The organism is Bradyrhizobium sp. BTAi1, from assembly GCF_000015165.1.
Taxonomy (GTDB): Bacteria; Pseudomonadota; Alphaproteobacteria; order Rhizobiales; family Xanthobacteraceae; genus Bradyrhizobium; species Bradyrhizobium denitrificans.
In genome coordinates, this window is record NC_009485.1 from 7,078,786 (window position 1) to 7,099,578 (window position 20,793).

Annotated in this window: 12 protein-coding genes; 9 read left to right on the forward strand and 3 right to left on the reverse strand. The window is 63.1% G+C overall.

Features of this window, described 5'->3' with window-relative positions; all coding sequences use genetic code 11:
- The first annotated feature begins 115 nt into the window (after positions 1–115).
- The 3 genes from carB to BBTA_RS31845 all read left to right on the forward strand — a co-directional run bounded on the left by carB (position 116) and on the right by BBTA_RS31845 (position 4,958).
- A complete protein-coding gene (carB, locus tag BBTA_RS31835) occupies positions 116–3,580 on the forward strand; it encodes a carbamoyl-phosphate synthase large subunit (protein WP_012046625.1) in 3,465 nt (1,154 codons plus the stop codon).
- Between the two features lie 211 nt (positions 3,581–3,791).
- Entirely contained in the window at positions 3,792–4,268 is a 477-nt protein-coding gene (gene greA / locus BBTA_RS31840; protein ID WP_012046626.1) for a transcription elongation factor GreA, read from the forward strand.
- Between the two features lie 285 nt (positions 4,269–4,553).
- A complete protein-coding gene (locus BBTA_RS31845; RefSeq protein ID WP_012046627.1) occupies positions 4,554–4,958 on the forward strand; it encodes a DoxX family protein in 405 nt (134 codons plus the stop codon).
- Positions 4,959–5,099: 141 nt separating this feature from the next.
- Here BBTA_RS31845 and BBTA_RS31850 read toward each other — a convergent pair whose 3' ends face one another.
- On the reverse strand, positions 5,100–5,579 hold the full coding sequence (locus tag BBTA_RS31850) for an Lrp/AsnC family transcriptional regulator (RefSeq protein WP_012046628.1): 480 nt from the start codon (positions 5,577–5,579) through the stop codon (positions 5,100–5,102).
- A gap of 285 nt (positions 5,580–5,864) precedes the next feature.
- Here BBTA_RS31850 and trxB point away from each other — a divergent pair, with 285 nt between their 5' ends.
- From trxB to BBTA_RS40995, 4 genes are all read left to right on the forward strand, one after another.
- Positions 5,865–6,830, forward strand: a complete 966-nt coding sequence (gene trxB / locus BBTA_RS31855; RefSeq protein WP_012046629.1) for a thioredoxin-disulfide reductase — start codon at positions 5,865–5,867, stop codon at positions 6,828–6,830.
- 7 nt (positions 6,831–6,837) lie between these two features.
- Entirely contained in the window at positions 6,838–7,761 is a 924-nt protein-coding gene (locus tag BBTA_RS31860) for a LysR family transcriptional regulator (protein ID WP_012046630.1), read from the forward strand.
- Between the two features lie 473 nt (positions 7,762–8,234).
- Positions 8,235–9,155 carry a 4-hydroxy-tetrahydrodipicolinate synthase gene (gene dapA / locus BBTA_RS31865; RefSeq protein WP_012046631.1) on the forward strand — a complete coding sequence of 307 codons (921 nt, stop codon included), beginning with the start codon at positions 8,235–8,237 and terminating at the stop codon, positions 9,153–9,155.
- A gap of 170 nt (positions 9,156–9,325) precedes the next feature.
- Positions 9,326–9,496: a hypothetical protein gene (locus BBTA_RS40995; protein WP_168167853.1), complete on the forward strand. Its 171-nt coding sequence runs from the start codon at positions 9,326–9,328 to the stop codon at positions 9,494–9,496.
- Positions 9,497–9,629: 133 nt separating this feature from the next.
- Here BBTA_RS40995 and BBTA_RS31870 read toward each other — a convergent pair whose 3' ends face one another.
- Positions 9,630–10,307, reverse strand: a complete 678-nt coding sequence (locus BBTA_RS31870) for a ParA family protein (protein WP_012046633.1) — start codon at positions 10,305–10,307, stop codon at positions 9,630–9,632.
- Positions 10,308–12,113: 1,806 nt separating this feature from the next.
- Here BBTA_RS31870 and BBTA_RS38325 point away from each other — a divergent pair.
- Both BBTA_RS38325 and BBTA_RS39265 read left to right on the forward strand, forming a co-directional pair.
- Complete coding sequence (locus BBTA_RS38325) at positions 12,114–12,857, forward strand: response regulator transcription factor (protein ID WP_012046635.1); 744 nt, start codon at positions 12,114–12,116, stop codon at positions 12,855–12,857.
- Between the two features lie 41 nt (positions 12,858–12,898).
- Complete coding sequence (locus BBTA_RS39265) at positions 12,899–13,549, forward strand: response regulator transcription factor (RefSeq protein ID WP_083780726.1); 651 nt, start codon at positions 12,899–12,901, stop codon at positions 13,547–13,549.
- Positions 13,550–13,670: 121 nt separating this feature from the next.
- On the opposite strand, the gene BBTA_RS38330 is transcribed toward BBTA_RS39265, so the two are convergent.
- Entirely contained in the window at positions 13,671–20,783 is a 7,113-nt protein-coding gene (locus tag BBTA_RS38330; RefSeq protein ID WP_012046637.1) for a non-ribosomal peptide synthetase, read from the reverse strand.
- Positions 20,784–20,793: the final 10 nt, after the last annotated feature.

Genomic DNA, 20,793 nt, shown 5'->3' on the forward strand with positions numbered 1-20,793 from the left:
GTCTAAAGACCGCTCGCGCGCGAGCACAGGTCGCGCCTTGGCCTTACGGGGACGCGCGATACGCGCGCCCTTTTTTTGTGCCCAATTCCTGCCCGTTTCTTGCCCGTGAGCTTGAATGCCGAAACGCACCGACATCTCCACAATCCTGATCATTGGCGCCGGCCCGATCGTCATCGGCCAGGCCTGCGAGTTCGACTATTCGGGCACGCAGGCGGTGAAGGCGCTGAAGGAGGAGGGCTATCGCGTCGTCCTCGTCAACTCCAACCCGGCCACGATCATGACCGATCCGGAACTGGCCGATGCGACCTATATCGAGCCGATCACGCCCGAGATCGTCGCCAGGATCATCGAGAAGGAGCGCCACGTCATCCCCGGCGGCTTTGCGCTGCTGCCCACGATGGGCGGACAGACCGCGCTGAACTGCGCGCTGTCGCTGCGCCGGCAGGGCACGCTGGAGAAGTTCGACGTCGAGATGATCGGCGCCACGGCTGACGCGATCGACAAGGCGGAAGACCGCCAGCTGTTCCGCAACGCGATGGAGAAGATCGGGCTGCAGACGCCGAAGTCGCGACTCGCCAACGCCTCCGCGCTCAAGAAGCAGTTTCGCGACAAATATCTCGCCGAGCGCGAGAAGCTGTCGGGACCCGCGCGCGACGAGCTCGACCGGCAATGGAGCTTGGGTGAGAACGAGCGCCGCAAGCGCTATCAGGAATACGCGCTCGGCGAAGCCATGATGGCGCTGTCCGAGATCGGCCTGCCCGCGATCATCCGTCCGTCCTTCACCATGGGCGGCACCGGCGGCGGCATCGCCTACAACAAGGAAGAATTCCTCGACATCATCGAGCGTGGCCTCGACGCGTCCCCCACCAACGAAGTGCTGATCGAAGAATCGGTGCTCGGGTGGAAGGAGTATGAGATGGAGGTGGTCCGCGACAAGAAGGACAACTGCATCATCATCTGCTCGATCGAGAACCTCGATCCGATGGGCGTGCACACCGGCGACAGCATCACGGTTGCGCCAGCGCTGACCTTGACCGACAAGGAATATCAGATCATGCGCGACGCCTCGCTGGCGGTGCTGCGCGAGATCGGCGTCGAGACCGGCGGCTCCAACGTGCAGTTCGGCGTCAACCCGGCTGACGGCCGCATGGTCGTGATCGAGATGAATCCGCGGGTGTCGCGCTCCTCGGCGCTGGCCTCAAAGGCGACCGGCTTCCCGATCGCCAAGGTCGCGGCCAAGCTCGCCGTCGGCTACACGCTCGACGAGATCGCCAACGACATCACCGGCGGCGCGACGCCGGCGTCGTTCGAGCCGACCATCGACTATGTCGTCACCAAGATCCCGCGCTTTGCCTTCGAAAAATTCCCGGGCGCCTCGACCACGCTGACCACCTCGATGAAGTCGGTCGGCGAGGTCATGGCGATCGGACGGACCTTCCAGGAGAGCCTGCAAAAGGCGCTCCGCGGTCTGGAGACGGGCCTGACCGGCCTCGACGAGATCGAGATCGACGGGCTCGGCCGCGGCGACGACAAGAACGCGATCCGCGCCGCCCTGGGCACGCCGACGCCGAACCGGATCCTGCAGGTGGCCCAGGCCATGCGCCTCGGCTGGTCGGACGAGGAGATCTTCAACTCCTGCAAGATTGATCCCTGGTTCCTGGCGCAGATGCGCGGCATCGTCGAAATGGAAGACAAAGTGCGCCGGCACGGCCTGCCGCCGAACGCGAACGGGATGCGCACCCTGAAGGCGATGGGCTTCTCCGACGCGCGGCTCGCCGTGCTGGCCAACACGACCGAAGCCGAGGTCGCGGCCAAGCGGCACGCGCTCGGCGTGCGTCCGGCGTTCAAGCGCATCGACACCTGCGCGGCGGAGTTCGCGTCGCCGACGGCCTACATGTATTCGAGCTACGAGACGCTGTTCGCAGGCCAACTCGCCGACGAAAGCGCTCCGTCCGACAAGAAGAAGGTTGTCATTCTCGGCGGCGGACCGAACCGCATCGGCCAAGGTATCGAGTTCGACTATTGCTGCTGCCATGCCTGTTTCGCGCTGGCCGACGCCGGCTACGAGACCATCATGGTCAACTGCAATCCGGAGACCGTGTCGACCGACTACGACACCGCCGATCGTCTGTATTTCGAGCCGCTGACGGCCGAGGACGTGCTGGAAATCATCGCGACCGAGCGCAAGAACGGCACCTTGCACGGGGTCATCGTGCAGTTCGGCGGCCAGACGCCGCTCAAGCTGGCGCGCGCGCTGGAGGCGGCCGAGGTGCCGATTCTCGGCACCTCGCCCGAGGCAATCGACCTCGCCGAGGACCGCGACCGTTTCAAGCGCATCCTCGACAAGCTGCATCTGAAACAGCCGAAGAACGGCATCGCCTATTCGGTCGAGCAGGCCCGCCTCGTCGCCGCCGATCTCGGCCTGCCGCTGGTGGTGCGTCCGTCCTACGTGCTCGGCGGCCGCGCGATGCAGATCATCCGCGAAGACAACCAGCTCAGCGATTACCTGCTCGGCACCCTGCCTGAGCTGGTGCCGGCCGATGTCAAGGCGCGCTATCCGAACGACAAGACCGGCCAGATCAACACGGTGCTCGGCAAGAACCCGCTGCTGTTCGACCGCTACCTCTCCGATGCCACCGAAGTGGATGTCGACTGTCTCTCCGACGGCAAGGACACCTTCGTGGTCGGCATCATGGAGCACATCGAGGAGGCCGGCATCCATTCCGGCGACTCCGCCTGCTCGCTGCCGCCGCATTCGCTCGACGAGACCACGATCGCCGAGTTGGAGCGCCAGACGCGCGAACTCGCACTCGGGCTCGACGTGGTCGGGCTGATGAACGTGCAGTATGCCATCAAGGACGGCACGATCTACGTGCTCGAAGTGAACCCGCGCGCGTCACGCACGGTGCCCTTCGTCGCCAAGGTGGTCGGTACGCCCGTGGCCAAGATCGCGGCCCGAATCATGGCCGGCGAGAAGCTCGCCGATTTCGGCCTGACCAAGCGCGCGCTCAAGCATGTCGGCGTCAAGGAATCGGTGTTTCCGTTCGCCCGCTTCCCCGGCGTCGACACCGTGCTCGGCCCGGAGATGCGTTCGACCGGCGAGGTCATGGGCATCGACCGATCCTTCGAGGTGGCCTTCGCCAAAAGCCAGCTTGGCGGAGGCACGCGGGTCCCGCGCAAAGGCACGGTGTTCGTCTCCGTGCGCGAGAGCGACAAGGCCCGAATCACCGAGGTCGTGCGGATGCTGCACGAACTCGGCTTCAAGGTCGTCGCGACCTCCGGCACCCAGCGCTACCTGGTCGATCAGGGGGTCCCGACCGAGAAGATCAACAAGGTCCTGGAAGGCCGTCCGCATATCGTGGACGCCATCACCAATGGCGACATCCAGCTGGTCTTCAACACCACGGAAGGCCCGCAGGCGCTCGCGGACAGCCGCTCGCTGCGGCGCGCTGCCCTCTTGCATAAAGTGCCGTATTACACCACTCTTTCGGGTGCTGTGGCGGCCGCGCAAGGCATCCGCGCCTATCTCGGGGGAGACCTTGAGGTCCGCACCTTGCAGAGTTACTTTTCCGAAAACTAATCGCGCCGCGCGGGCAACCGCCGGCTAAGCGATTGGCAATAATCGGCAATAAAGCCTCACGGCAGGAACTCGCCGCCCCGTTCGATGTTGGTCCGGCCTTTCGTGGTCCGGTATGATCGGGGTTTCGGGCTTTGCATTGGGCCGCAAAGGCCTATTCTGAAGATGCTGATCGTGCGCGCCCCTTGCCCGCACGACTGAAGGACGAGAAGAAATGGTCGAAAAGGTTCCCATGACCTCGGGCGGCTACGCCGCGCTTGAGAACGAGCTGAAGCAGCGCCAATCGGTGGACCGCCCGCGCATCATCGAGCACATCGCCGAGGCGCGCTCGCATGGCGACCTGTCGGAGAACGCGGAATATCACGCCGCCAAGGAAGAGCAGTCGCACAATGAAGGCCGCATTGCGGAGCTTGAGGACAAGCTCGCGCGCGCCGACGTGATCGACGTCACGAAGCTCTCCGGCGAGACGATCAAGTTCGGCGCGACCGTGACCCTGATCGACGAGGACACCGAGAAGAAGACGGTCTGGCAGATCGTCGGCGAGGTCGAAGCAGACGCCAAGAAGGGCAAGATCTCCATCACCTCCCCGCTCGCCCGCGCCCTCATCGGCAAGAAGATGGGCACCACGGTCGAGGTGATGGCGCCCGGCGGCGCCAAGTCCTACGAAATCGCCAAAGTCGAATGGCGCTGAGGCGCGGCCGCATCGCGGTCACGAAACCAAGGGCCGCGCGGATCGCGCGGCCCTTGGTTGTTTCAGCCCTTTGTTGTTTCAGCCCTTTGTCGTTTCGGCGCTGGGTCGTTTCAGCCCTGGCAACGACCGAGACCGTCAGTTCGACAGTACACGTTCAATTCATCGCAGGTGGCGACACACCCGCGTGACGCAGTACCGCTAATGGGCTAATTCATGGCAGACGGCCGCCGCAACGATCGGTCCGGCCGCCACATCATGATTTTTCTGGTTGGGGGACAATCACACATGGAGCAGATGCTCTCGAAATGGCAGCCGGCTGTGCTCAGCCTGTTTCGCTTCATCACCGGCCTGCTGTTGTTTCAATACGGCGTGGCCAAGATCTTCAAGTTTCCGGTCATCCCGTACTTCGCCAACATCCCGCCTCTGATTTACACGGCAGGCATGCTCGAACTCGTGCTTGGCGCGCTGCTCATCGTCGGCCTGTTCACCAGGCCCGTCGCGTTCATCCTCTCGGGCGAGATGGCCTTCGCCTATTTCATGGGCCACATGTTCAAGACCGGAGAGCCTGTCTGGCTGCCACTCCTGAACAACGGCACCGCGGCGATCGCGTTCTGCTTCTCCTGCCTCTACCTTGCGACCGCGGGCGGCGGCCCGATCAGCCTGGATGCGCTGCTGCGCAAGAAGAGCTGAGCTCCCGCTCCGTCGATGATCATTCCGGGGCGTCGCGACAGCAGTCCCCGGAATGCCAGACCGGTCCAGGTCATGATGCGTTTTCACGGAACCGCATCATGACCTTATCTCTTTGTTTGAGAATGATCTTTGGATCATGCTCTAGCTGCGCACCTTCACCTCGAGCGGCACCGCGGCATCATATTTGGAATTGTGCAGCACCAGCGAGGTCCGGACGTTGCGCACGTGCGGCGCCGCAGTCAGGTGCGTTACGAACTCCTGAAAGGTCGCCATGTCAGGTGCCACGCATTTCAGGATGAAATCGACCTCGCCGGACAGCATCCAGCATTCCCGCACCAGGGGCTCGGCGCGAACGAACTCCTCGAAGGCCTTCAGGTCGGCATCAGCCTGACTCGACAGATGCACCGAAGCGAAGACGGTGACGTCGAAGCCAAGCTTGCGCGGATCGAGCAGACCTCGATAGCCGGTGATGTAGCCCTCTTCCTCCAGAGTCCGCACACGCCGCAGACAGGGCGGCGGCGAAATTCCGACGCGCTTGGCCAGTTCCACATTGGTGATCCTGCCATCGGCCTGGATCTCGCTCAGGATTTTGAGGTCGATTTCGTCAAGATTCTTGGACACGGGGCGCGGGGGGCTGGCGGGAACAAGCGGGAGACGTGATCCGCGGGTGGGTGGCAACTCTCTTAGCGCAAGCCGGTCAATTTGCGCAATTTTATTACTCTAGATTTCCCCTGTTGACCGGCTCGTGAAGGGAAAATTCGCCGAGATGCGTTGCAATTCTTGCATAGCTTGCCAGATGGCTTAGACTTGGATTTGACATTTTCGATGGGGCTTCGGGGGCGTTCTTTGCGCATTCCGCTCGCTGCGTCGTCAATCTCCCCCTTTTTCCAGCGAGTCATCGTTCCCATGCAAGCTCCGATCCATGCCAAAGTCGTCATCATCGGGTCCGGCCCTGCCGGCTACACGGCGGCGATTTACGCGGCACGGGCGATGCTGGAGCCGGTGCTCATCCAGGGCATCCAGCCGGGCGGTCAGCTGACCATCACGACCGACGTCGAGAACTATCCGGGATTTGCCGACGTCATCCAGGGCCCCTGGCTGATGGAGCAGATGGAAAAGCAGGCGACCCATGTCGGGGCGCAGATCAAGATCGACCTCGTGACCAGGCTGGAGCTGGCGCAGCGCCCGTTCCGCCTGACCTGCGATTCCGGCGACGTCTATCTCGCCGAGACGGTCATCCTGGCCACCGGCGCCCAGGCGCGCTGGCTGGGGCTCCCCTCCGAGGAAACGTTCAAGGGGTTCGGCGTCTCGGCCTGCGCCACCTGCGACGGCTTCTTCTATCGCGGCAAGGAAGTCATCGTCGTCGGCGGCGGCAATACGGCGGTCGAAGAAGCGCTGTTCCTGACCAACTTTGCCTCGACCGTCACGGTCGTGCATCGCCGCGATCATTTCCGCGCCGAGCGGATCCTGCAGGAGCGCCTGTTCAAGCATCCCAAGATCAAGGTCGTCTGGGACAGCGCGCTGGACGAGATCTGCGGCGCCAGCAATCCGTCCAAGGTCACGCATGTCCGGCTCAAAAACGTCAAGACCGGCGCCGTCTCCGAACTGCCGGCCGACGGCGTCTTCGTCGCCATCGGCCATGCACCGGCGACGGAGCTCGTCGCCGGCCAGCTCAAGCTGAAGCCATCCGGCTATGTCGAGGTCGTGCCAGGCACGACGGCGACCTCCGTCCCCGGGGTGTTCGCGGCCGGCGACGTCGCCGACGAAACCTATCGGCAGGCGATCACCGCCGCCGGCATGGGATGCATGGCCGCGCTCGAGGCCGAACGCTTCCTCGCCCACGCCGCGAGCGAACGCGCCGCTGCTGAATGAACTGAAGATGCCACGATCACGGGATGGATTTACGGATATGGATTGGGACAAGCTGAAGGTGTTTCACGCAGCGGCGGAAGCTGGCAGCTTCACGCATGCCGGGGAGCAGCTCGGGCTGTCGCAATCGGCAGTGTCACGCCAGGTCAGCGCGCTCGAGCAGGAACTGGCGGTGTCGCTGTTTCATCGTCACGCCCGCGGGCTGATCCTCACCGAGCAAGGCGACCTCTTGTTCCGGACCGCGCATGACGTCTTCATGCAGTTGCAGGCGGCGCGGGCCAAGCTCACCGACAGCCGCGAGCGGCCGAGCGGCGATCTCAAGATCACCACCACGCCGGGCGTCGGCATCAACTGGCTGATCCCACGGCTCGGCGAATTCACCTCGCTCTATCCGGAGATCCGGATCTCGCTGATCGTCACCGACGAAGAGCTCGATCTCTCGATGCGCGAGGCCGACGTTGCGATTCGTACCCGCAAGCCGACGCAGCCCGACCTGATTCAGCGCAAGCTGTTCGCGATCAGCTTCCACGCTTACTGCTCCCCGGAATATGTGAAGCGGTTCGGCACGCCGAGGACACTCGACGAACTCGACGACCACCGCATCATCATGCTTGCGGACGGCCAGGTCGCCCCGCATCTGCAGAACCGCAGCTGGCTTGTCGATGCCGGGCGTAACGGCTCTGGTCCTCGCGAAGCCTATTTCAGGGTCAACAATATCCTCGGACTGGTGCGCGCCTGCCAACAGGGTCTCGGCATCGCCGCGCTGCCCGACTATCTGGTCGAAGAAAACAGCCGGCTGGTGCAGCTGTTCGGCGAGTCCGATTCAATCCAGCTCGACACCTACTTCGTCTATCCCGAGGAGTTGAAAACGGTGGCGCGCGTGCAAGTGTTCCGTGACTTCGTCGTGAGCAAAGCGCAGCGCTGGCCGGCCTGAAATTGTGCATGTCTGACATGCGACCTACATGGTTGCTGCAACGCCGTGTCGAAGCCCATACTGCAACTGTGCTGAGCGTTGGCGTTGCGCATTGTCCCCCTCCTCCAGTGGCGCGAGCGCTCAGAATCCCTCTTGGAAGGTGATTGTGTCGGCCGCGTTGGCCAATACCTCCAGCCGGGCTCATTGGGCCCGGCTATTTTTTTGCTCAGCTGGTTTTCTGCCGAGCTGTTTTGCTGTTTGTTTCTGCGTGTCCGCCAATGCCGCATTGACAGCATCGGCAGCTCCGCGCATGTAGGTGGCATGTCCACATTTTCGAGCGCCACCTTGTCGTCGAAAAAAGCTCCCCTTCCGGGGACATGTGGACGCGCGCGCTAGAATCGTCCGAAACTTCACCGCCGCATCACCAAGCCCCGCCGCTCAGACGGGGTTTTTTCATGTCCCGTCTCCGGCACTCAGACCCAGGGAGATGGACCATGACCACGACGCGAACGCAATTGCAGGGACTTTGGCTGCCACTGATCACGCCGTTTCACAACGGCGCGCTCGATGAAGCATCGCTGCGCAACCTGATCCGCCACTACGCCGCCAAGCCCATCGACGGCGTGGTGCTGGGCGCGACCTCGGGCGAAGGACTGACACTGTCTTGGGACGAGCGCATGTGTGTGGTCAGCGTGGTCCATGACGAGGTCGCCGCGGCTGGCCGGCCGCTGCCGCTCTGCCTCGGAATTGGCGGGGTGGCGACGTCCGATCTGATCGAGGCGCTCGATCGCACCACCTCATGGCCGATCGATTTCTATCTGATCTCGAGCCCGCCTTATGTGCGCCCATCGCAGCGCGGACTGCTGGCGCATTTCACGGCGCTGGCTGATCATGCTGCGCACCCGATCATCCTCTACAACATTCCCTATCGATCGGCGGTCGGGATCGACAACGACACAATGCTGCGGCTCGCCGAACATCCGATGATCGCGGGCCTGAAGGATTGTTGCGCCAACCGCGCGCAAACGCGCGACCTGATCGCGCGCCGGCCAGCGCAGTTCCGGATCCTGACCGGAGAGGACGCTCAGAGCTTCGATGCGCTACAGGCCGGCGCGGACGGCGCCATCCTGCTCTCGGCCCATCTGGAGACGGAGACATTTGCTGCGATCCTGCGGCACGTGAAGGACGGTCGACATGATCACGCCGCGGCGGGCTGGGCGCAGGTCGAGGATCTCACACGCCTGCTGTTCACCGAGCCGAGCCCTGCGCCTGCCAAGTACTGGCTGGCGCGGACAGGCGTGATCGCCAGCGCCGAAGTGCGGCTGCCGATGGTGGAGGTGAGCCCCGAGCTCGCCGCCCGGCTGGACCAGGAGATCCAGCACCGCACGGCGATGGCGCAAAGCCGCGTCGCCTGAAGCGTCTCCGCCGCGTTCGTCGGCTTTGCCCCGAACGCGGCCCGGATGCTCGGCCGCAGCCGCGCGCTACCGCGGACAACGAGCGGGGACGACTTGCGTGGTTAATCCGAACTAACGGTCACGATCAAATGCCGCGCCGCCGGCAACCTGATGTTTAAAGATGTTCGGCTATGGATGTTGAAAACGTCAGAGAACGCGGGGGCGTCGTGGCTTTGCAGGATCATCCATACCCTGAGCAGCAGGGGTTCAGCACCGAAGACATTCTTTGGGCCGTCGGGATCTGGTCTGTCATCCTGACCCTGACGCCGGCGATCGCCTTCTATCTGCTGATGATCGCCTGAGCGCCATTTCGCGGCGCTGAGCGGCCCATCGTCGGCCCTCGCGAGACGGCTGATTCCCCCGAAAGGGACGAAAGTCATCCGAAACGAAAAACGCGCGGAAGCCCGCGCGTCGATGCGTGATGACAGGCCGCGATCAGGCCGCCTGCTTGTGCATGGCGCCATTGGCCGACACGGTGCCGCGAATCGCCTTCACCGAACGCTCGATCGCCGCCCAGAGACGCGCGATCTCGGCAGCAGCCCGCCCTTCGGCGTAGTATTCGCGCACGCCTTCACCCTGCCCCAGCGCCATCAGCAGATCGGCACGGTTGGTGATCTGCCCGCCCCACACCGGCGCCTTGAACTTCGCCAGGGCCTCGCGGGCGATGGTGACGATCGGGCTCTCGGCGTCGTCGCGGCGCGCCGGCGCACCGTTGAGAACGACGGCATAGGGCTTGCGCGCCGAGCGGCAGGTCTGAATGGTTTCCTGGACCGCATTGACGTCGAACACACCGGGACGAGCCGGGATGATCACCATGGTCGCGTTCTTGATCGCATCTTCGACGACGGCCGATACGGTCGGAGGCGTATCGATCAGCACCCATTCGACGCCGTCGCGGCGGGCCGCGGCGACGATCGCGCTGACCGAGTTTACCGCCGTCTTGATCGGCGGCTCGTTGGTGCCGCGCAGCTTGTGCCAGAGCGTCAGCGACCCCTGAGGGTCGGCATCGATGAGCAGACAAGACTTGCTCGCCTTGATCTGCGCAGCGAGATGGGCGGCCAGGGTGCTCTTGCCTGAACCGCCCTTACGCGATGCGAAAACAATAACGTTCATACCTTGGCCTCCAGATTGACCCCGGCAGCGAAAATGAATCAGCGGACTGATTCGCGGAAGATAAATTTAGCGATTGTTAAGGCGTAACTCCTGATTGCCGAAACGGATTGGTTTTTGAGTCACACCGAGAGCAACCCTCCAGCGGATCCGGGGCTGCGCGCCGTGACAACATGAGGTCTGCCGTGATCGTCTTTGCATTTTGAAGATGCATCGCGCGTGAACAGAACGAGTCCGCGCATCGACATCCGTTCCATCTGCTTTCCGATGCAGTTGCATGCCGGTCTCCCCCCGCATCGGGTGGCCTTGCCGAACCGGGGCGAGTTCCCACCGGATGTCAGCCAGAATGCCGTCGGATCTCGTGGAGGTTGCATGTGACCGTCGACGCGAGTTGAGCAGCGAAGGACATGCGGACCCTGGTTCGCGCGCTGCGTGGGTGGGCGCAATGGCCGCGTTGGGATGGTCGCGACAGGCCAGCCACGCAACTCGCCAAGTCGCTTCGGCGACCACGCGCCTGCCTTCGTGCCAGGTTGCCGTAACGGCCCGGAACGCCGCGATCTCCAGCACCACCCCGACCACCGGGATCCCGCTCCGATCCATGACGACGTCCAGGTGATACGGATGCACATCACGTTTGCGGCATCTTGATACCGCGCACTGAAACGCCTTGGTGTTCCTAACGACAATCTCGATCGCATGGGGCCGAGGCAGTACACCGCGCTGGATGCGACAGATGAAAGCATGCGAGCTCAACAAGGACGACTCCCGAATACGACTTCCGGATACGACTTGGCGGATGACGCTCGTGGCGGATGACACGCCGCGCGCCTAAGGCACTGGGTTCAAGTCGCAAGACGACCTGATCCGCGCAATCGCAAAGACGAACGCTGTATCGAGCGCCATCCGATCACCTGTCGATATCAAGTCCTTTGACGCGCCCAACAAACATGATTGAGCAGATTGCCACGGGCAATGTTTGGCATCCGGAACCTCTTTGAACTATCGCCCCCGCTGTAGCTCCGACTTTCAGCGTCGAGCTGGTCGACTCAGCAGCTACACGCCCCCGCCAGAAACACGCACCGCTCGATCAACGCAGGCCACCCGCCGATCATTGACCTGCTTATTCACGAACCTCTACTGATGAACTCTCATCACCCACAGCACACAATCGACGTAAGCCTTGTGTAAGGCACGCAGCCGACCAAATACGCATGCTATTCGCAACGACTATTCGTCATAGTGGCCCCCACGACGCTCCTGCCCAACAAACGCAGAACGGCACCCCCTCGACCAACACGGAAGATACAACTGTTCGCCCTCTATCTGGTCTGCATGTCCTTGCACTTGCTCGCGTTCGAGCGAGCCCATCGCCCGGACGCACCGGGAGGCAAGACGGCGCGATCGGGCAAGTAGAAGAACGTCGCAAGCGCGCGACCGTAAAGAGGACAATCTTCACGGACAACCGCCCGAAACTAGCACAAGATCACACTCGAACAGCCTGTCCCCTTACCGCAATGCAGGGCCTGCATTCGCGGCAAGACGCCAATCTTCAGCTAGCCCGATCTGTCAATATAGAATTTTCACCGGTTGCCGACGGATATGCTCTGTCCCATAAGTGGCATCGTTCGGCCAAACACATGCATCGCCGTGTGATCTGCACCAGATGCACAAAGATACGCAGCAACCGCTCAACGGTTCCCAAACAGAAGCACTCCGCTCTCTGGCCAACTAGCCCCCACTCACAATAAGGCGTTCAGCACACGGCGCTCTCCCGACTCAACGAGACTCACCACATTATGGAATGAATCGATGCCAGCCGTGATGGTCCTCTCCAGCAGCACCTCGACATCGTCCCTCATGCACGATCAGCTGAACTCACTCCGTTACAGCATGATACATCACTCCTGCTACGACGTCGGATGGACGATCCAGCCCTCTGCTTTGACAGGCATCGATGCTCTGATCATTCTGCTGGATCACCAAACGACCGACGGTATCGCCCTGATCGATCACTGGAGAGGCGCATCGATCGGCCATCCCGTTCTTGCGGCGGGCACATCATGCACCAAGCAACAGATTGTTGATGCGATCGATCATGGCGCTGACGACTACATATCGCTGCCATGCGGATTGATGGAGTTGGCGACGCGCTTGAGCGCAATGTTGCGCCGGTGCAGATCAGCCCGCAAACTCATTCGCACGATCGACCACGTGAGCGTGGACGAGGATCAAATGCAGGTTATCGTCAGCGGAATTCATATTCACGTCACTCCGTTCGAATATCGCCTCCTCCTCGCACTCATGCAGCGACCAAATTCGGTTCTGTCGATCAAAGAGCTTCGTAAGGAAATATATGGAGAAGACTCACGAACTCCCCCGGGGGCAGCCGAAATGCTTGTCGCCCGACTCAGACGAAAAGTCGGACACGACTTCATCAAGACGCAACGAGGTTCCGGCTACTACGTCGTCGAGAACCCCACGTCTATTTCATCGAATTCTCGCCAGTCAGGATCCTCTTGCCCCGCCGAGCCTCGCGCAGCATGCCATTCCTGACCTGACGATCAAACAACTCCCCTCCAACACCAGCACCAAAGATGCGCATTCTCATTGCGGACTGCGATACAGCAACCACTCGGCTGCTCGCGCCAGCGCTACACTCTGCGGGGTTTGTCGCCGAAAACGCCTCCACGCCAGACGATGCATGGTTCTTGGGCGATACCGAAGAGTATTCTGCGACGATACTCGGTGTCCGGTCGGGTGGAGCGTACCGCGAGCTGTTGCAACGCTGGCGACGATCTCATCGATATTTTCCTATATTGGCTCTTGGTCGAAACACCAACTTGGACACTTGGATCGACGTCATTGATCGAGGCGCAGACACTTTTCTGCCGCTGCCCTTTGTCCGGGAAGAACTACTTTCACGGCTGGAAGCCATTGTGCGGCGGTCTTATGGGCATCTGTCATCGCGGCTCACAGCCAATGAAGTTCAACTCGACCGGCGAAAAATGGTCGTGACCGTCTCCGGGCGGGTGGTCAACCTCACAGCAAGAGAGTTCTCCGTCCTCTCTCAACTGATGTATAAGCGAGGAACAATCGTATCCAGCCACGAACTCGCGGAAAGCACATTCCACGAATCGTCACGCACGACGAATGCGGTCGAGGCCACGATTAGCCGCTTGCGTCGAAAGATCGGCCATCACATTATCGAAACACGAAGAAGCGCCGGCTATTTGATAAAGCGGTGACGGCTCTCTGCTGATCCTGCCATGTCGCGCCGATTGAACAGCATCTGGCGTGGTCGTAAATCTCTTTGCGGATCCAACGCAGCGTCATCTCGTGCAGATGCGCGCCAGTTTCCTCAAAGGCTCAGCCTATCTGCCCCGTCTCATCGCACGTCAGCAATTGCTCGCTCAAACTCTGCACCAGCACCTCAATGTTGCCATCAGACATGACGTCATCATGTGCCCCGGGTATCTGAATGGTAACAATCTGATGCTCAGGCAACACCTCTTTCCATCCTCTATGCGCATCTTCATTCGGGGCCTCTGCCACAAATAGACATATCTTGATCGGAATATATTCGCTTTCATACACATTATCGGCGTTTATCAACCGGCGTGTCGTCTGCCTTAACGCCGGACTGAGCGATGAGAGAAAGCGATCCATCACCTCTTCGGAAATCCAAGTCGGTCTCCTGTAATAGGTATCGATAAGGCCAACGAATTGAACGTCGTTATGGGCCGACAGAAGTTGACGAGCGACTTCGTAGGCCAGCTTACCCCCGAACGACCACCCTGCCAGGCGGTAAGGACCGGCGGGTTGGATTTGCTTGATGATGGCCACAAAGCAGGCTGCGATATCTTCCACAGTTCGCAGATGATCCCGTCTTTGTCCGTCGCTTGTCAGACCGTAAATCGGAAAGCCATCGGGAAGTCGTGCTGCCAGCTTAGCTCCGTACAACACGCTTCCCTGGCCCTGGCTCATGATGAAGAGTGGCTTCGCCTCCGTAGCCGCGGGCGAGCGAAGCTCAACCACGTGCGATTCGAAATCGAGAGTGGGTGAATTGCCGTCGTTCTGGAGGAGACTGGCAATCGTTGGATTTGCAAAAATTCGCGGGATCGATAGGGATAAACCGGCTTGACTTAATCTCACCTGCATCTTGGCCAGAAGCAGCGAGTGTCCGCCGAGCGCGAAGAAATTGTCGTGTCGCCCGATCCGCTCAACGCCCAGCAGCTCCGACCAGATCCGGGCGATGACCTCCTCGGTCTCGCCCTGCGGCGGCTCATAGGCCTGCGCCGCGAACGCTGTTCCTTCCGGCGCCGGCAACGCCTTGCGGTCGAGCTTGCCGTTCGGCGTCAACGGCAGCCGATCCAGATGGACATACGCCGCAGGCACCATGTAGTCCGGCAGCCGCGCCGCAAGATGGCCCCGCAGCTGCTCGGCCCCGATCGCCGCGTCGCTCACATAGTAAGCCACCAGGCGCTTGTCGCCCGGAGCATCCTCCCGCGCGACCACTGCGACATCGCGCACACCCGCATGCTCCGACAGCCGCGCCTCGATCTCCCCGAGCTCGATCCGGAAGCCGCGGATCTTTACCTGGAAGTCGTTACGACCGAGATACGCGATCGTCCCGTCGCCAAGCCACCGACCGAGATCCCCGGTCCGGTACAGCCGCGCCCCGGCCTCGCCCGAGAAGCGATCCTCCACGAACCGCGCCGCCGTCAGTTCGGGACGGTTCAGATAGCCCCGCGCAACTCCGGCCCCGCCGATATAGATCTCGCCCGCGACACCGATCGGCGCCGGCTCCCCATACGCATCCAATATGTAGATATGCGTGTTCGAGATCGGACGGCCGATATGCAGCACCGCCTCATCAGCCCCGAGCAAACCGGACGTGGCCACCACCGTCGTTTCCGTGGGACCGTAATTGTTCACCAGCGCGAATGGCAGCGCCTTGGGCAGCTTCCGCAAACGGTCGCCCCCCGTCAGCAGAACACGCAGATGCCGGTTCACGAGCCCCTGCGACAGCACAAACTCCGCCATCGGTGTCGGCAGGAAGCTCACGTCCAGCGGCTGCGTCTGCCACCAGGCCATCAGCGCTTCGGGATCCCGCGCCGTCTCAGGCCGCGGCACCACCAGTACGCCGCCGCAACACAGCGCCGGCCACACTTCCCAGCTCGAAGCATCAAAGCTCAAACCAGCTACTAAGGAGCTGTGCGTCCCCGGACGCAGCGCGAAGGCCTCGCAGTGCCAATGCACCAGGTTGGCGAGACCGCGGTGCTCGACCATCACCCCCTTGGGCTGACCGGTCGATCCGGACGTGTAGATCACATAAGCGAGATGATCAGGCGCAAGTCCGGTCTCGGTCCGCTCCAGATTATGCGCGGGCGCCTCCGCCCACTGCGCCGCATCCGCGCCGATGTCGAGCACCGGCACGCCGCTGGCCGCAAGCTCGGCCTCCACGACCGGCAGCACATCCAGCGCGCCGCCGCCCACCAGCAGCGCCGCCGGCGCGCTGTCCTGAAGCATGAACGCCAGCCGCTCCGGCGGATAGGCCGGATCGAGCGGCACATAGGCCCCGCCCGCCTTCAGGATCGCCAGCAGACCCACGATCATCTCCGGGCTGCGCGCGATGCAGATCGCAACACGGTCATCCGGCCTGACGCCGAGCTTGCGCAGATGATGCGCCAGCCGGTTCGCCTGGGTGTTCAGCTCCGCATAGCTCAGCCGGCGCTCCTCATGCACCACCGCCACCGCATCCGGCGTCCGCTCGGCCTGCGCCTCGAACAGCTCGTGCACGCACACATCCTGCGGATAAGCCGCAGCCGTCGCGTTCCATTCCACCAGGACACGATGACGCTCTGCCTCGCCCTGCAGCGGCAGACGATCCACTGGCGCGCGCGCGTCCGCCACCATGCCTTCCAGCAGCCGGACAAAGTACCCGACCCAACGCTCGATCGTCTCACGATCGAACAGCGCGGTCGCATATTCCAGCCCGCCGCTGATCGTCCCACCTGTCTCAGCCAGGCTCAGCGTCAGGTCGAACTGCGCGCTCACACGCGGCACCTCAACCGGCGCCAGCCGCAGCTCCCCGAGATCCAAATTCTCTGCCGACATGGTCTGCCAGGCCAGCGCCACCTGGAACAGAGGCGCGTGGCTCAGGCTCCGCGACGGCTGCACCAGCTCCACAACCTGCTCGAACGGCAGATCCTGGTGCTCCTGCGCCGCCACCGTCTGCGCCTTCACCCGTGCCAGAAGCTCACTCACCGAGGGTGAGCCCGATACATCGACACGCAGCGCCAGCATGTTCACGAAGAACCCGATCAGCCCCTCGATCTCGGCTCGTCCACGGTTCGCAACCGGGCTGCCGATCACCACATCCTCCTGCCCCGACAACCGCGATAGCAGCGCCGCCCAGCCCGCCAGCAGCGTCATGTACAACGTCGTGCCGTGACGATGGCTCAGTGCCCTCAGGGCCCCCGTCAGGTCTCCATCCAGCCGCACCGGCACCATCGCTCCGGCATAATTCTGCTCCGCCGGACGCGGCCGGTCCCACGGCAGCTCCAAAAGCGCAGGCGCCCCCCCAAGCGCATCCTTCCAATACGCGCCCTGGCGCGCCAGACCCTCGCCCGACAGCCACCGCCGCTGCCAGACCGCGTAGTCCCCATATTGGATCGCGAGCGCCGGCAGCGGATCAGCCTCGCCGCGCACGAACGCCGCATATAGCTGGCTCAGCTCGCGCGTCAGCACGCCCATCGACCAGCCGTCCGACACGATGTGGTGCATCGTCACCAGCAGCACATGCTCGTCGGCATCCAATCGCACCAGCCGGCCCCGGATCGGCGGACCACGCTCAAGATCGAATGGCGCGGTCGCTTCCACAGCCACCAGTCGCTGCAACTCGCCTGCCGTATCCGCCATGCCCCGGAGGTCGTGCTGCACCAAGGCAAAGCCCGCCTCCGCCGCAGCAACCTGCTGCACCGGCAAGCCGTCGTCACCCTGATAAAATACGGTCCGCAGCGCCTCGTGCCGCGTCACGATCCGGTCCAGCGCGCACACCAGCGCCTCTCGCTCAAGCCTCCCGATCAGCCGCAATCCACCGGCTATGTGATACGCCGCGCTCGCTCCCTCGAAACGTGACAGAAACCACAGCCGCTGCTGCGCAAACGACAGTGGCTGCGCCCCTTCACGCCCCGCTGGCGTGATCGACGGCAACCCGCTTGGGGCCGCATCCTTCAGACCGTTTGCCAGTTCTGACACTGTCGGACGCGCAAAAAACCCTGACAACGCCACTTCCAATGCCAGCGCCTGCCGCAAACGTGACACCACCTGCATCGCCAGCAGCGAGTGTCCGCCGAGTGCGAAGAAGTTGTCGTGGCGCCCGACACGCTCGACACCGAGCAGTTCCGCCCAGATCCGGGCGATCGCCGCCTCGGTCTCGCCCTGCGGCGGCTCGTAGGCCTGCACAGCAAACGCAGCCCCCTCCGGCGCCGGCAGCGCCTTGCGGTCCAGCTTGCCGTTCGGCGTCAGCGGCAGGCGCTCGAGATGCACATAGGCCGACGGCACCATGTAGTCCGGCAGCCGCGCCGCAAGACGGCCCCGCAGCTCCTCCGCCCCGATCGCCGCGTCGCCCACATAGTAGGCCACCAGACGCTTGTCGCCCGCGACATCCTCCCGCGCGATCACCGCGACATCGCGCACACCCGTATGCTCCGACAGCCGCGCCTCGATCTCTCCGAGCTCGATCCGGAAGCCGCGGATCTTCACCTGGAAGTCGTTGCGCCCGAGATACGCGATCGTCCCGTCGCCAAGCCACCGCCCGAGATCCCCGGTCCGATATAGCCGCGCGCCCGCCTCGCCCGAGAACCGGTCCTCCACGAACCGCTCCGCCGTCAGCTCGGGACGGTTCAGATAGCCCCGCGCAACGCCGGCTCCGCCGATGTAGATCTCGCCCGCAACCCCGATCGGCACAGGATCGCCATACGCGTCAAGAATGTAGATCCGCGTGTTCGAGATCGGACGGCCCAGTGGAATGCTGCTCGCACGTTCGTCGACCTCGGTGATCTCATGCGTAATGGCAAACGTCGTCGTCTCCGTCGGGCCGTAGCCATTCAGCAGATATTGCGGACGACTGTGCCGGAGAACATGACGGATGCTCCGTGGATCCAGCACGTCGCCGCCCACCAACAGATAACGCAGTCGCCGGAAGACGCCACCGAGCAGCTCCGCATACTGCTGGAACAGACCCGCCGTGAGCCACAGAACCGTGACCCCATCCCGCTCCATGACGCTGACCAGCCGCTCGGGCTCCAGCACCGACGCCTGGTCGATCACCACGACGCATCCGCCGTTCAACAGCGGCCCCCATACCTCCATCGTCGTCGCGTCAAACGCAGGATTGGCGGCAAAAGCAACGCGATCCGACGCATTGAAGTCCGCATAGCCGTTGTTGATCACCAGCCGCCCGATCGCTCGATGCGGAATCACCACTCCCTTGGGCGTTCCCGTGGAGCCCGACGTGTACATGATGTAGGCATCACTGCCGCTGTCCCGCGACAAGCCAGGATTGGGGGCGTCTCCGGCACCGCGCAGGATATCCTCGATATCGATCCTGTGGGCCTCAAGCCCTTCCGGCAGCACCGCGCCTCGTGCCATCAACACGAGGGATGCTTCGCAATCCTTGATCATGAACGCCAATCGTTCCGCCGGGACGTCGCGATCCAGCGGCACATAGGCTGCGCCGCATTTGAGGATCGCCAGCTCCGCAGCGACAAGTTCGATCGAACGCTCGATGCAGATCGCAACACGGTCATCCGGCCTGACGCCGAGCTTGCGCAGATGATACGCCAGCCGGTTCGCCTGGGTGTTCAGCTCCGCATAGCTCAGCCGGCGCTCGTCATGCACCACCGCCACCGCATCCGGCGTCCGCTCCGCCTGCGCCTCGAACAACTCGTGCACGCACACATCCTGCGGATAATCCGCCGCCGTCGCGTTCCACTCCACCAGGACGCGATGACGCTCCGCCTCGCCCTGCAGCGGCAGACGATCCACCTCCGCATGCTCGTCCGCCACCATGCCTTCCAGCAGCCGGACAAAGTACCCGACCCAGCGCTCGATCGTCCCGCGATCGAACAGCGCGGTCGCATATTCCAGCCCGCCGCTGATCGTCCCACCTGTCTCAGCCAGGCTCAGCGTCAGGTCGAACTGCGCGCTCACACGCGGCACCTCCACCGCTTCCAGCCGCAACTCCCCAAGGTCAAGACGTCCTGCCGGCAGGTTCTGCCAGACCAGCACCGCCTGGAACAGCGGCGCGTGACTCAGGCTCCGCGACGGCTGCACCAGTTCAACCACCTGCTCGAACGGCAGATCCTGGTGCTCCTGCGCCGCCACCGTCTGCGCCTTCACCCGTGCCAGAAGCTCACTCACCGACGGCGGGCCGGACAGATCGACGCGCACCGCCAACGTGTTCACGAAGAACCCGATCAGCCCGTCGATCTCGGCTCGTCCACGGTTCGCAACCGGGCTGCCGATCACCACATCCTTCTGCCCCGACAGCCGCGACAGCAGCGCCGCCCAGCCTGCCAGCAGCGTCATGTACAATGTCGTGCCGTGACGATGGCTCAGCGCCTTCAATGCCTCGGTCAGCCTCGCATCCAACCGGATCGGCACCACGGCCCCGGCATGGTCCTGCTCCGCCGGACGCGGCCGGTCCCAGGGCAGTTCCAGAAGCGCAGGCGCGCCCGACAACGCCTCCTTCCAATACGCACCCCGGCGCGCCAGAACTTCGCCCGACAGCCAGCGCCGCTGCCAGACCGCATAGTCCCCATATTGGATCGCGAGCGGCGGCAGCGGATCTGCCTCGCCGCGCACGAACGCCGCATATAGCTGGCTCAGCTCGCGCGTCAGCACGCCCATCGACCAGCCGTCCGACACGATGTGGTGCATCGTCACCAGCACCACGTGCTCGTCCGCCGCCAGCCGCACCAGCCGGCCTCGGATCAGCGGACCACGCTCAAGATCGAATGACGCTGTCGCTTCCACAGCCACCAGTCGCTGCAACTCGCCTGCCGCATCCGCCGCGCCACATAGGTCGTGCGCGCTCAAGGCAAAGCCCGCCGCCGCAGCAATCCGCTGCACCGGCATGCCATCATCACCTTGCACGAACACCGTTCGCAGCGCCTCGTGCCGCGCCACGATCCGGTCCAGCGCCCGCACCAGCGCCTCTCGCTCCAGCCGCCCGATCAGCCGCAATCCGACCGCGATGTGATACGCCGTGCTCGTTCCCTCGAAACGAGACAAAAACCACAGCCGCTGCTGCGCAAACGATAATGGCAGCGCCCCCTCACGTCCCGCTGGCGTGATTGAGGGTAACCGGCTTCGATCGCCCTTAGCTTTCAAGCCGCCAGACCGCGCCAACTCAATCAATTCGAGTCGCTCGGCAACGCTCAGCTGTTCCAGGGTATTTGCGCTCTGATTCATCTCAGTGCTC